The sequence below is a fragment of the Bordetella genomosp. 5 genome (genome assembly GCF_002261315.1).
Lineage (GTDB): Bacteria > Pseudomonadota > Gammaproteobacteria > Burkholderiales > Burkholderiaceae_B > Bordetella.
In genome coordinates, this window is the sequence record NZ_NEVP01000011.1 from 386,583 (window position 1) to 398,397 (window position 11,815).

At 67.4% G+C, this 11,815-nt stretch carries 11 protein-coding genes and 1 pseudogene; 2 read left to right on the forward strand and 10 right to left on the reverse strand.

The genetic code is table 11. The annotated features are described in order from the left end of the window. Nucleotides 1-57: 57 nt before the first annotated feature. Nucleotides 58-521: pseudogene (locus tag CAL25_RS18890) on the forward strand (GFA family protein). 18 nt (nucleotides 522-539) lie between these two features. Here CAL25_RS18890 and CAL25_RS18895 read toward each other — a convergent pair. From CAL25_RS18895 to gabT, 10 genes are all read right to left on the reverse strand, one after another. Then, entirely contained in the window at nucleotides 540-1,874 is a 1,335-nt protein-coding gene (locus tag CAL25_RS18895) for an amidase (protein ID WP_094802835.1), read from the reverse strand. Continuing rightward, the gene (locus tag CAL25_RS18900; RefSeq protein ID WP_094802837.1) at nucleotides 1,871-2,626 is read right to left on the reverse strand and encodes an ABC transporter ATP-binding protein; all 756 of its coding nucleotides are present in this window, start codon (nucleotides 2,624-2,626) and stop codon (nucleotides 1,871-1,873) included. The genes CAL25_RS18895 and CAL25_RS18900 overlap by 4 nt, the downstream gene beginning before the upstream one ends. After that, the gene (locus tag CAL25_RS18905; RefSeq protein ID WP_094802839.1) at nucleotides 2,623-3,384 is read right to left on the reverse strand and encodes an ABC transporter ATP-binding protein; all 762 of its coding nucleotides are present in this window, start codon (nucleotides 3,382-3,384) and stop codon (nucleotides 2,623-2,625) included. Before CAL25_RS18905 ends, CAL25_RS18900 begins: the two co-directional genes overlap by 4 nt. Next, entirely contained in the window at nucleotides 3,381-4,277 is an 897-nt protein-coding gene (locus tag CAL25_RS18910) for a branched-chain amino acid ABC transporter permease (protein ID WP_094802841.1), read from the reverse strand. Before CAL25_RS18910 ends, CAL25_RS18905 begins: the two co-directional genes overlap by 4 nt. A 5-nt stretch (nucleotides 4,278-4,282) precedes the next feature. Continuing rightward, complete coding sequence (locus tag CAL25_RS18915) at nucleotides 4,283-5,158, reverse strand: branched-chain amino acid ABC transporter permease (RefSeq protein WP_094802843.1); 876 nt, start codon at nucleotides 5,156-5,158, stop codon at nucleotides 4,283-4,285. A 13-nt stretch (nucleotides 5,159-5,171) separates the two neighbouring features. Next, on the reverse strand, nucleotides 5,172-6,413 hold the full coding sequence (locus CAL25_RS18920) for an ABC transporter substrate-binding protein (RefSeq protein WP_249279146.1): 1,242 nt from the start codon (nucleotides 6,411-6,413) through the stop codon (nucleotides 5,172-5,174). Nucleotides 6,414-6,574: 161 nt separating this feature from the next. Continuing rightward, entirely contained in the window at nucleotides 6,575-7,777 is a 1,203-nt protein-coding gene (locus CAL25_RS18925) for a CaiB/BaiF CoA transferase family protein (protein WP_094802847.1), read from the reverse strand. Between the two features lie 13 nt (nucleotides 7,778-7,790). Continuing rightward, entirely contained in the window at nucleotides 7,791-8,564 is a 774-nt protein-coding gene (locus CAL25_RS18930; RefSeq protein ID WP_094802849.1) for an enoyl-CoA hydratase/isomerase family protein, read from the reverse strand. Then, on the reverse strand, nucleotides 8,561-9,541 hold the full coding sequence (locus CAL25_RS18935; protein WP_094802851.1) for an aminopeptidase: 981 nt from the start codon (nucleotides 9,539-9,541) through the stop codon (nucleotides 8,561-8,563). Before CAL25_RS18935 ends, CAL25_RS18930 begins: the two co-directional genes overlap by 4 nt. Next, nucleotides 9,538-10,878 (reverse strand): 4-aminobutyrate--2-oxoglutarate transaminase, encoded by a 1,341-nt coding sequence (gene gabT, locus CAL25_RS18940; RefSeq protein WP_432759250.1) that lies wholly within the window; start codon nucleotides 10,876-10,878, stop codon nucleotides 9,538-9,540. The genes CAL25_RS18935 and gabT overlap by 4 nt, the downstream gene beginning before the upstream one ends. 227 nt (nucleotides 10,879-11,105) lie before the next feature. Between gabT and CAL25_RS18945 the strand changes: the two genes are divergently transcribed. Next, nucleotides 11,106-11,747 carry a GntR family transcriptional regulator gene (locus tag CAL25_RS18945; protein WP_249279147.1) on the forward strand — a complete coding sequence of 214 codons (642 nt, stop codon included), beginning with the start codon at nucleotides 11,106-11,108 and terminating at the stop codon, nucleotides 11,745-11,747. Nucleotides 11,748-11,815 lie beyond the last annotated feature (68 nt).

An 11,815-nucleotide genomic window follows, 5' to 3' on the forward strand; every position in this document is an offset into this window, starting at 1 on the left:
TTAGCCTCGGGTTCACCGGTGCGCGGCCATGCCGCAGGCGCCGCTGTTGGCCCGATCCTGCCCTCTCCCTGCTCTCTTTCACCGAGACCCGCATGAGCACAGATACCGCATTCAAGCCTCACACCGGCGGCTGCCATTGCCAGGCGGTGCGCTTTCGCACGACCGGCCCCGCGCTGACCGCCGCGACCTGCCACTGCCGCGACTGCCAGTTTCTGAGCGGTGGTGCGCCGGCCCATGCGCTGTTGCTGGCCGCCGCCAGCCTGAAGATCGAACGTGGCGCCCCGCAGGAGTATGTGTATCGCAGCGACTCGGGCCGCCAGGTCATGCGCAGCTTCTGCCCCGCCTGCGGCACGCCGCTGTTCGGCCAGGCCGAAGGCGCAGACTACGTGATCGTGCGGGCGGGCGCGCTGGACGAACCGGCCCGCTTCGCCAACCAGCTCACCCTCTGGACCGCGTCGGCGCCGCCCTGGCACACCATCGACACCGCGCACCCGCACTTTCCGCACAACGCGCCGGGCTGACGCTGGCCGCCCTGCCCTTCAGTCGTCGTGGGCCCGCGAGCCGAGCACCGCTTCCACCCGTCGTGCCCAGGCGAGCAGGGCCGGATCCTCGTGACGGAAGCCGACCAGCTGGATCGCGATGGGCAGCCCCAGGTCGCCACGCGCCACCGGCAGCGAGATCGACGGGTTGTGCAGAAGCGACCACGCACGAATGAACACCGAGCTTCCGGTGCTGTCCGCCGTGGGGGCCTCACCCAGCGTCGCCGGCATGACGATGGCGTCAATGTCGCGCGCGATATCGTGAAACTGGCGCCGGCAGGCATCGGCCGCGTCCAGCGCGCGCGCGTAATCGGCATCGCTGTACGTGCGGCCCAGATCCAGATAGGCGAGCAGCTCGGGATCGCAGTGCTCGGCATGATCGCGGCGGATGGCGTCGTATTCGCGGGCGAGATCGTAGGCCATGATGACATCCTGCAGATCGCCGATCTGCTCGTACGACGCCGGCATGGACAGCTCGGTGAGCACCGCGCCCGCGTCCGCGAGCGTGCGCAGGTTTTCCTCGAAGATGCGCTGCGCCACGGCGTCGGCCTGCGGCCAGTCGCGCGGCCGCCACACGCCCAGACGCGGCATGCCGCCCGGCACCGGAGAGGCGTAACGCGGGTCGCCGACAAAACCGCGCATGAAATACTGCACGTCCTCGACCGACCGGCACAGCGGGCCGACCACATCGAGCGGCCGCGAATAGGTGCGGATGCCCACATAAGGGATCAGATCCAGCGTGGGCTTGAAGCCCACGGCGCCGCAGAATGAGGCGGGACGCAGGATCGAGCCGGCGGTCTGGGTGCCGATCGACAGCGGCACCATGAAGTCGGCCGCCGCCGCGCCCGAGCCGGCCGAGGAAGCGGCCGGCGTGCGGCTCACGTCGTGCGGGTTGCGGCACGGGCCCGGCAGCATGATGGCGTGGCGCGACACGGTGTTCTTGCCGAGCAGATTGAATCCGAGCGCGCGTGCGCGCGCCACCACGGGCGCGTCGACGGTGGGTTGCCGGCCCGGAAAGATGGCCGGGTCGCCCAGTTCGGTCGGCATGTCCGCCGTGTCGATCGTGTCCTTGATGCCCAGCGGCACGCCGTCGAACGGCCGCGTGCGGCCCAGCCGGTCGACGGTGCGGGCGCGCTCGATCGCGGCGGCCTGCGCCACATGCACCCACGCATGGACCTCGGCGTCCCGCAGGGCGATGCGCTCGAGGCAGGCCCTCGCCCAGGCCTCGCAGGTCAGCGTTCCCGCATCCAGTGCGCGCAACCCCTGCGCCATGGTGAGACGGGCGATATCGGAGGGCGCGGGGCGACGCGGCCCCTGTCTAGCTTCGGTGTTCATGCGTGAGTTCCTTCTTCGGAGGCGGCATGGCCGCGGCCGATGTACAACTCGGCCATGTCTTCATTGGCGAGCAGGTTGGCGCCCGTATCGGTCAGCACGATGCGCCCCGAATCCAGGATGTAGCCGCGATCACTGAACTGCAGCGCCTGGCGCGCGCGCTGTTCCACCATCAGTACCGCCACGTCGAGGCCGGGCAGCCGGCGCACTTCGTCGAAGACCTGTTCGGTCAGCGCCGGCGACAAGGCAGCCGAGGGTTCGTCGAGCAGGATGAGCCGCGGCGAGGGCATCAGCGCGCGCGCGAAGGCGAGCTGCTGGCGCTCTCCCCCGGAGAGATTGCCGGCGTGCGTGCGGCGCCGCTGCGCCAGCGCCGGAAACATCTCCAGCATGGCCTCGATGCGTGCGCGCGGCTCGCGTACGTGTTCGACGACCTGGAGGTTCTCGAGCACGGTGAGGTCGCCGAACACGTTCTGCACCTGCGGCACGTAGGAGATGCCCACGCGCACCCGGTCTTCGACGTCGATGGCCCGCAGGTCATGTCCATCGAATCGCAGGCTTCCGCTCATGCGCGGCAACAGGCCCATCACCGCCTTGATCAGCGTGGATTTGCCCGCGCCATTGGTGCCCGCGATGGTGACGATCTCGCGCGCCCCCACATGCAGGTCGATGCCGCTCACGATGTCGACGTCGCCGTAGCCGGCCGCCATGTCCTGCACCGAGAGCAGGCCCTGCCCGATCGTTGCGTTGCCGCTCATATCACGCCTCCCATGTAGGCTTCGCGCACCGCGGGCTGCGCCAGCACCGCGCGGGGGCCGCCCTCGGCGATGACCCGGCCACGATCCATCACATACATGCGGGGCACGATGCGGGCCAGCTCTTCCAGGTTGTGTTCGATGATCAGCACGGTCATGCCCCGCTGGTTCAGGGCCACGATGCGCTCGGAGAGCTCGCCGATCAGCACGGGGTTGACGCCCGCGAACGGCTCGTCGAGCATGATGCAGCGGGGCTCCAGCATGAGCAGGCGGCCCAGTTCGAGAAGCTTCTTCTGCCCGCCGGAGAGTTTTCCGGCCGGCTGATCGATCACCCGCGTCAGGTTGAGAAAATCCAGCCATTCGCGGGCCATCTCGGCCGCGCGGCGCTCTTCGCGCGCGACCTGGCGGGGCGAGAAAAACAGGCCGAGCAGCTTCTCGCCGTGCATGTCGGGCGCGGCGGCCATCATGTTGTGCAGCACCGACAGCTGCGAGAATTCGCGCGGCACCTGAAACGTCCGGGCCAGGCCGCGCCGCACGCGCCGGTGGACCGGCAGGTCGTCGATGTCCTGCCCCTCGAAGCGGATCTGGCCCGACTGCTTCGGCACATAGCCGGTGATCACCGAAAACAGCGTGCTCTTGCCCGCGCCGTTGGTGCCGATGAGGCCGAGCAGCTCGCCCCGGTCCAGATGCAGGCTCACGCCGTCGAGCGCCTTGAAGCCGCCAAAACTTGCGCTCACGTTACTGACTTCGAGCATTTTCATGACTTCTTCCCTCCCGCCGGCTCGCCCAGCACACCCTGCGGCCGGTAGAGCACCACGAGAATGAGCGCCATCCCGATCACCCAGATGCGCACGCTCGCCATCTGGACCTCGGAGATCCCTCCCATGAACTCGCGCACGAAGCGCGATCCTTCGAGAAAGCCCACCAGGATCACCGTGCCCAGGGCAACGCCGCGCAGCCGGTTGACACCGCCGACAAACACGGCGATCCAGATGTAGAACGTAATGAGCGGCACGAACTGGTCGGGGCTGAGGAAGGTCAGGTAGTGCGCCTGGAACGCACCCGCCAGACCGGCCAGGCCCGCGCCCAGCATGAGGGACCGCGTCTTGAACCGCGCCGGATCCTTGCCCAGCGCACGGACGGCTACCTCGTTGTCGCGGATCGCGCCGATCACCCGGCCGAAGGGGCTGCGCACGACCCGCGTCACCAGCCAGAACACCACCGCATTGGCGGCAAGCAGGCTCATCAGAATCCAGAAGTCGATCTGCGAGGCCGGCACGAGACCGTCGAACAGGCGCGGGATCCCGGGCAGGCCATGCATGCCGCGCGTGAGCCACTCTTCCGTCTGCAGCATCATGCGTACGGTTTCCGAGAAACCCAGCGTCACGATGGCGAGATAATCGCTGCCGAGCCGCAAGGCCACCATGCCGAGCGGCCAGGCCGCCAGCGCGGTGAGCACGGTGGCGCCGGCCATCGCCAGCGGGATCGGCACGCCTTGCATCGACAGCAAGGCCGACGCATACGAGCCGATGGCGAAGAACCCCACGTGGCCGAAGTTCACCAGGCCCGTGAAGCCATAGTGCAGCGACAGGCCGACGGCCAGGAGCATGTAGATCAGGATGCCAATGGAAATGGCGATCAGATAGGCTTCCATGTTGCTTACCTCGCTGCGACCGGGCGGCCGAACAGACCCTGCGGGCGAACCAGCAGCACCACCAGCAGGACGGAAAAGGCCAGCACGATCTTGTACGACGGCTCGACATACAGGCTCGCGATTTCCTGGGACACGCTGAACAGCAAGGTGCCCACGACCGCGCCCACCGGATGGCCGATACCGCCCAGCACGACCGCCGCGAACATCGGCATCAGGAGTTCGAAACCGAGTTCGGGCACCACCACCGCCTTGATGCCGAGCAGCACGCCACCCAGCCCGCAGAAGACGCCGCAGAGCGTCCAGAGGCACAGCATCACGCGGCGCGAACGGATTCCGCTCGCCGCGGCGAGGTCGGGGTTGTCGGCCACCGCCCGCATGCGCCGGCCCAGCGGCGTGGCATGCAGCAGCACGAACACCAGCACCAGGGCCGCCGCGGCGGTGGCGAGGATGTAGACGTCGGTCGGCAGGATGCGCACGCCGTTGAAGTTCCATGCGCGCACCAGCGGCACGTCCAGGTTGTACTGATCCTGGCCGGCGAAGAACGTGATGGTGTTGCGCACCACGAACGCCACACCGAGCGAGGCCACCAGCCGCGAGACATTGGACCGATGGGCGAGCGCGCGGAATACCCAGAGATAGAACCCGACCGATACCAGCGCGGTGACCAGGCAGGCGGCCACCACCCCGAGCACCAGCGAACTGCCGACGAAGGTCTGCACGGCGATGGCCGTGTAGGCGCCCAGCGTCATGTAGTCACCGGTGGCGGCGTTGGGAAAGCGCGCGATGCCGAAGACCATCGTGATGGCCAGGACCGGAAGCGCGAGCAGCGTTCCGAGCACGAGGCCATTGATGGTGGCATTGAGGATGGCGATAGCGTCCATGTGCGCTCCCGCCTCAGGCCAGCGACCCAGGCAACGTCTCCTTGAGAACGAGCTTGCCCTGATTGATCTCGAACACGCCGAAGTCGGGCACCGTCTCGCCCTTTGCGCCGAACTGCAGGCCGGAGGATGCGCCGTCGTAGTCGATGTCCTGCCCCGCCTTCAGCGCGTCGCGGCCCTGCGCGAAGGAACTGACCTTCTGCCCGCCCTGGCCCGTGACCGGCTTGATGCGCTCATTCACCTCGAGCGGCGTGGCGTTGGCGCCGGCGGCCTCGATCGCGAGCGCCAGGGCGATGACCATGTCGTAGCTCTGCGCCGAGAAAATATCGGGTTCGCGGCGCGTCTTGGCGCGGAAGCGCTCGGCGAAGCTCTTGTACGTGGGGTGATCGTAGGCCGCGACGTTGGAGATCGAGATGATGCCTTCGGTGGCGTCCTTGCCCAGCGCCTTGACCAGGTCTTCATTGGCCGTCCAGCCGGGCATGATGAACTTGCAGTCCTGCCCGCTCTGGTACCACTCCTTGAGCAGAATGGTGGCGTCGGGCCGGTACGAGCCCAGCGCAATGACATCGGGCTTGGTCGCCAGCACCCGCGAGAGCTCGGTGCGATAGGTGGTCTGGTTGGGCTCGTAGATGATCAGTTCGCTGACCTTGCCCCCGCCCGCCTCCCAGGTTTCGCGGAAGTAATTCGCCAGGCCCACGAAGGTGGAGTTGTTGAACGCCATCACCGCCGGACGCTTGAACCCGCGGCGGCGCGCGGTTTCGGCGAAGGCCTTGCCGAACACCGCGTTAGACGCCTGGAACATCCATGCGAGGCCGCGCTTGTTCTCGGTCTGCATTTCCGGCGCGCCGCAGGTGTTCATCATGATGACGCCCGCGTTGTTCGTGATGGGCATCACCGCCAGCCCGACCGCCGACGGCCAGATCCCCACCACCGCCTCGACCTTGTTGATCTCGATCAGCTTCTTGACCGCCAGCACGGCCGCATCCGGCTTGGTCTGGTCGTCCTCGGCATAGAGCGCGAGTTTGCGACCCGCGGCGCCTCCGGCCTCGTTGACCTCGTCGACCGCGATGCGTATCGATTGCAGCATCGCGCCGCCGTACGGTCCGCCCACCCCGGTGATCGAGTTCAGCGCCCCCAGGCGGAACGGCGCCAGGGCGCCGGATTGTGCCCGGGCTGCCCAGGGCAGCATAGCGAGCGTTCCCATCGCGACGCTGGTGGCAACAAACTGACGGCGGTTCAAAGTGGTACTCGGCTTCATATTCGTTCCTTTCTGCGCAGTGCGCATTTCGCTGCTTCGAATATGCCGGCAAGGATTGCCCGGCCCCTTGATGCTGTTGTTATCGACCCCTATCGTGCGCTGCGGGGTCTCGTGCCTGGCGCACGGACGCGGCTGCGTCCCGACGCTGGAACAGGTTCGTCTTACTGGATGCTGCCCTCCCGCCGCAACTGCTCCCGGCGTCCGGCATCCACGCCGAAGCGCGCCAGGACCTCGTCGGTGTGCTCACCATGCAGCGGCGCGGGCCGCGTCACGCGTCCGGGGGTGCGCGAGAAGTGGGTCGGAATGCCGATCGTCTTCATGCGGCCGATGGTCGGGTGATCGAGCTCCTGGATCATGCCGCGCGCGGCGTAGTGGGGATCGTTGACCGTCTGGCCGAAGTCGTTGATCGGCCCGCACGGCACACCGGCCTCCTCGCAACGGCGGATCCACTCGGCGGCGCCCGCACGGGCGAACTCCGCCTCCAGCAGCGCCTCGAGCACCTCGATGTTCGCCATTCGCTCCGTGTTCGTGACGAAGCGGGGATCGGTGATCCATTCGGGATGACCCAGCACGTCCGCACACAGCCGCTCCCAGGTGCGCTGGTTGGCCGCGCCGACGATGATGTAGCCGTCGCCCGTATGGAAGGCCTGGTAGGGCGCGGACACGCGATGCCGGCTGCCCGTGGCGCGCGGAATCGTGCCCTCCGCGAAGTAGGCGGCCGCCTCCCAGATGAACCACGGCAGGCCGCACTCGGCGAGCGAGATATCGATGAGCTGGCCCTCGCCGGTGCTGCGCTGGTGCATGCAGGCGGCCAGGATGGCGTAGGAGGCGGTCAGGCCCGCCCCGATGTCGTAGATGGCGATCCCGGATTTGAGCGGTCGGCCGTCCGGCTCGCCGGTCATGCTCATGATGCCGGTCATCCCCTGCGCCACCAGGTCGAAGCCGCCCTTGCCCGAGTACGGGCCGGTCTGTCCATAGCCCGAGATGGAGCAATACACCAGGCGGGGGTTGATGGCGCTCAGGGTTTCATAATCGAGCCCGAGCGAGCGCGTCACGCCCACCCGATAGTTTTCGACCAGGACATCGGCCCAGCGCACCAGATCGAGCACGATCTCGCGCACGGCCGGATGCTTGAGGTTGAGCGAGATGCCGAGCTTGTTGCGATTGATCTGCGCGAAGCAGGTCGATTCGCCGTTCACATAAGGGCCCATCTCGCGCGAGTCATCGCCACTGCCCGGCTTCTCGACCTTGATCACCTCGGCGCCGAGGTCGGCCAATACCATCGTGCAGTACGGACCGGCCATGATCTGCGACAGATCGAGAACCTTCAGGCCGGCCAGGGGCTGCGTTGCGGAAGTCGTCATGAATTCGCTCCTGTCAGCGACCGACGAAGACCGGCGTTTCCTTGCGCAGGAACGCGGCCTTGCCGGCGCGATAATCTTCGGTGTCGAAACAGGCGTAGGGCTCGAGCAGATCCGCCTCGCTCAGGGTCTCGCCCGAGGCCAGCCGGCGCACGAAGCGCTTGTGCCAGCGATTGGCCAACGGCGCCCCGCGCACGATCCGCTCCACGCACTGCGCCACGGCCTCTTCGAGCGCCGCGTCGTCGACCACGCGCGTGAGCAGCCCCTTCGACATCGCCTCGGCGGCGTCGAAAACCGAGCCTTCGAGCAGCATCTCCAGGGCGTGCGCCGGCCCGATCAGCGCGACGAGATCGGCCAGCTCGCGGTAATCGAGGGTGAGGCCGATGCGATTGATGGGGATTCCGAACCGCGCGCTGCGCGCGGCGATCCGCACATCGCACATGGCGGCGATCTCGAGCCCGCCGCCCACGCAGGCGCCCTCGATGCAGGCCACCGTGGGATGGCGCACGAGCTTGAGGCGATCGGTCATGGCGAGCGTGAATTCGGCATAGTCGCGCGCCTGCGCCGCGCCTTCCCGGTCTTCGTCGAATCCGCCGATGTCGCTGCCCGCGCAGAACGCGCCGCCGGCACCGCGCAGGACGATACAGCGGACGGCGTCGTCCGCATTGAGCGCATCGAAGACGGCGCCGAACTCGCGATACATCTCCAGGGTGAAGGCATTGCGCTTGGCGGGCCGGTCGAACAGGACCCGGGCCACCCCGTTGTCTTCGATGGTCAGGCGTACGGTCATGGCCGTGGCTCCAGCAGCAGGCGCGTGCCGTCCAGGACGAGCCTGTCGTCCAGCCAGAGCTGCGCCTCGGTCACAATGGTGTCGTAGTGCGCGGCCGCCTTGACGGTGCCGCCGATATAAGCGCTGGTGCCGAGCGCGAGCTGGATCGAACCATAGACGCTTTCGTCGGACAGCATGGTCCCGTCCAGCGTGCAGCAGGGGTTCATGCCCACGCCCAGCTCGCCGAGGTTGTAAACCAGCGGATCCTCGAAACCGGCGAGCAGCTCGCGAAAACGCGTGGCGAGCGCGCCACCCTCGATGGATACCGCCATGCCGCGTTCGAATACGATGCGCACCGGCTCGTTCTGCACCAGGCCCACGCCGGGAATGCTGGCATTGACCACGATCACGCCCTCGGCGGTGCCTTCGACCGGCGCGAGGCTGGATTCGAGGCAGTAGCCGGCCGAGATATCGACCGTGTTGGCAAACCCGTGCAGCGCGCGACCGCGCCGCCCGGCGATGCTCATGCGGATATCCGTACCCGCCGCGCTCGTGACACGCGCATGGCTGGCCTGCGTGAGCGCATCGGCAAGCCCCTGAATCTCGGGTCTGAGCGCGTCGAAATCCGCCTTCCAGCCTTCGGCAAGGAAGAAGTCGGGCTTGTCCGATTCGGGCAGCACGATCACGCCCACGCCCGCCTTCGTGGCCTGTTGCCGCGCTTCGGTGTGCGCCGCATTGGCGCGCGTCAGCGCAATCACGAGATCGGCGGCGCGCATGGCCTGGGCCACCACTTCCGAGAAGCCGCCGCCATGCTGGCGGCTGCCGGCGATCTGCAACAGATGCAGGGTCGCGCCGCACTCCTGCAGGGCGATCGCAAGCGGCTGCACATTGTGCTCGGTATAGAAGTCGTAGAGCACCAGCACGTTCATGCCCTGGCGCGCGCCGCCCAATACGTGGGTGACCTTGCGCGCATTGTCGAGTTTGAGCAGGGTATTCATGCGCGTGCCTCCCCGGCGACGTGCACGATGGCCTGCTCCAGGATGTCGAGGCCGCGCGCGAGCTCGGCCTCGCTCATGCACAGGGGTCCGAGAAAACGGAGCACATTGCCGTGAAAGCCCGCCTTGACCAGAATGAGGCCGGCCTCGTACGCCCGTTGCACGATCCGCGCGGCCAGCGCCGACGCGGGCTCCGCGCCGGCCTTGTCCTGCACGATCTCGACGGCGCGCATCGCGCCCACGCCGCGCGCGTCGCCCACGATTTCGATCTCGCGGACCCAGCGTGCAAACCGCGCCTCCAGGATTTCGCCGATGCGCCGGGCCTTGCCCGCGTAGTCGTCGCGCGCCATCACCTTCAGCGTGGCGAGCGCGGCGGCGCACGACAGCGGGTTGCCGGCATAGGTGCCGCCCAGCCCGCCGAGGTCGGGCGCGTCCATCAATTCGGCACGGCCGACGACCGCCGCGATCGGCATTCCGCCGCCCATCGACTTCGCCAGCGTGTAGAGGTCGGCCTGCACGCCCGCATGCTCGGTGGCGAACCAATGGCCGGTGCGGCAAAAGCCCGACTGGATCTCGTCGGCGATCAGCACGATGCCGTGCCGGGTGCAGTAATCGCGCAGGCTGCGCATGAACTCGGGCGGCGCGACATGGAAACCGCCCTCCCCCTGCACCGGCTCGATCACGACAGCCGCGACCTGATCCGCGCCGATCTCGCTTTCGATCATGCGCCGCAGGCGATCGAACGCGTGCCGGCCGCTGGCCTCGGCGTCGTCCCGGCTGCGATAGGCCACCGGGAACGGCGCCCGGTACACCTCGGAGGCGAGCGGCCCGAAGCCCGTTTTGTAGCCCGGCGCCTTGGCCGTGAGCGACAAGGCCATGAAGGTGCGGCCGTGAAATGCGTTTTCGAATGCGACCACGGCGGCGCGGCCCGTGGCGCGGCGCGCAATCTTGATGGCGTTTTCGATCGCTTCGGCGCCGGTGCTCTGCAGCATGACCTTCTTGGGCCAATCACCGGGCACGCGCTCGATCAGCGCTTCGGCGAGTTCGATGTAGCCGGGATACATCACGATGTTGAAGCAGGTATGCAGGTAGGCATCCGCCTGGGCCTTCACGGCCTCCACCACTTCCGGATGCGCATGGCCCACGTTCAAGGTGCCGATGCCTCCCGCGAAATCCAGGTACTCCCGACCATCCAGGTCCGTGATCGTGGCGCCGCTGGCATGGCGGGCGAACACGGGGGGGCCGTTGACCACGCCGCGCGCGACATGCGCCGCGCGCCGTGACATGTATTCCTGGCAGCGCGGGCCCGGGCCGGCCGCCTTCGAAGATTCGATCTGCAAAGCCATTCTCCTGAAATCGTGCGTCCCAAGACATCGGACGACTGCAGGTTATTCCCGGAACAATATTGTGTCAATTCCAAATCACAATTTAGTTATCTTGATTGTGCACAATTTTGAGTTCGATGCGATGATATGATTTTCTCCTCAAAAAAATGGCGATCAGGGACGTGAAAATGGCAACCCGAGACAAACCCGTAGACAGTGCCGACCCGGCGCCGAAGCGACCCATGGTGTCGACCCAGGCGGTGCTGCGCGATGTGCGCGCCCGCATCGCGTCGCAGTCAGTGCTGCCGGGCTCGCGCTTGCCCGAGGAAGATCTGGCGCAGCACTACGGCATCACCCGCGCGAAGGCGCGCGAGGTGCTGGCCACCCTCGAAGACCGCGGCCTGATCGAGCGCGTTCCCAACAAGGGCGCGGTCGTGGTGCCGGTGGACATGGAGACCACTTATCGTCTGTACGAAGTGCGTGAATCGCTCGATAGCCTGACCGTGCGCCTCGCCATGCAACACGCCCGGCCCGAAGACTGGGTCGAGCTGCAGGAATGGCTGGGCCCGCCGTTCGAGCAGAGCCTGCGCGACGGTGATATCGAGGCCCACGTGAACACCATCATGCGGTTTCGCGACCGGCTGGCCGAGCTGGCCGCCAACCCCGTGCTCAGCGACCTCATCGAACGCATCTACGAGCGCACGCGCGTGACGATGCGGCGCGTGGCGCTGCTGCCCGGCCGTGCCGACACCGGGATCCTGCAATACCGCGACCTGCTCGCGGCGATGGTGGCCGGCGACTACGACCGGGCCGAGCGCTGCGTGCGCGCGCTCAACCAGGGCGCGCGCGATTCGATCCAGCGCTACAAGGACTACCTGATCTGACCGCCCGCGCTGCAGGAAAAACGGGAAAGGCCCCCACGCCGCGACGTCGGCCTGCCGCCCCCGAGGGA

Coding starts and splice junctions, on each gene's coding strand:
- CAL25_RS18895 (WP_094802835.1), bottom strand. CDS start 1,874: ATGAACACCGAAGCTAGACAGGGGCCGCGTCGCCCCGCGCCCTCCGAT.
- CAL25_RS18900 (WP_094802837.1), bottom strand. CDS start 2,626: ATGAGCGGCAACGCAACGATCGGGCAGGGCCTGCTCTCGGTGCAGGAC.
- CAL25_RS18905 (WP_094802839.1), bottom strand. CDS start 3,384: ATGAAAATGCTCGAAGTCAGTAACGTGAGCGCAAGTTTTGGCGGCTTC.
- CAL25_RS18910 (WP_094802841.1), bottom strand. CDS start 4,277: ATGGAAGCCTATCTGATCGCCATTTCCATTGGCATCCTGATCTACATG.
- CAL25_RS18915 (WP_094802843.1), bottom strand. CDS start 5,158: ATGGACGCTATCGCCATCCTCAATGCCACCATCAATGGCCTCGTGCTC.
- CAL25_RS18920 (WP_249279146.1), bottom strand. CDS start 6,413: ATGAAGCCGAGTACCACTTTGAACCGCCGTCAGTTTGTTGCCACCAGC.
- CAL25_RS18925 (WP_094802847.1), bottom strand. CDS start 7,777: ATGACGACTTCCGCAACGCAGCCCCTGGCCGGCCTGAAGGTTCTCGAT.
- CAL25_RS18930 (WP_094802849.1), bottom strand. CDS start 8,564: ATGACCGTACGCCTGACCATCGAAGACAACGGGGTGGCCCGGGTCCTG.
- CAL25_RS18935 (WP_094802851.1), bottom strand. CDS start 9,541: ATGAATACCCTGCTCAAACTCGACAATGCGCGCAAGGTCACCCACGTA.
- CAL25_RS18945 (WP_249279147.1), top strand. CDS start 11,106: ATGGTGTCGACCCAGGCGGTGCTGCGCGATGTGCGCGCCCGCATCGCG.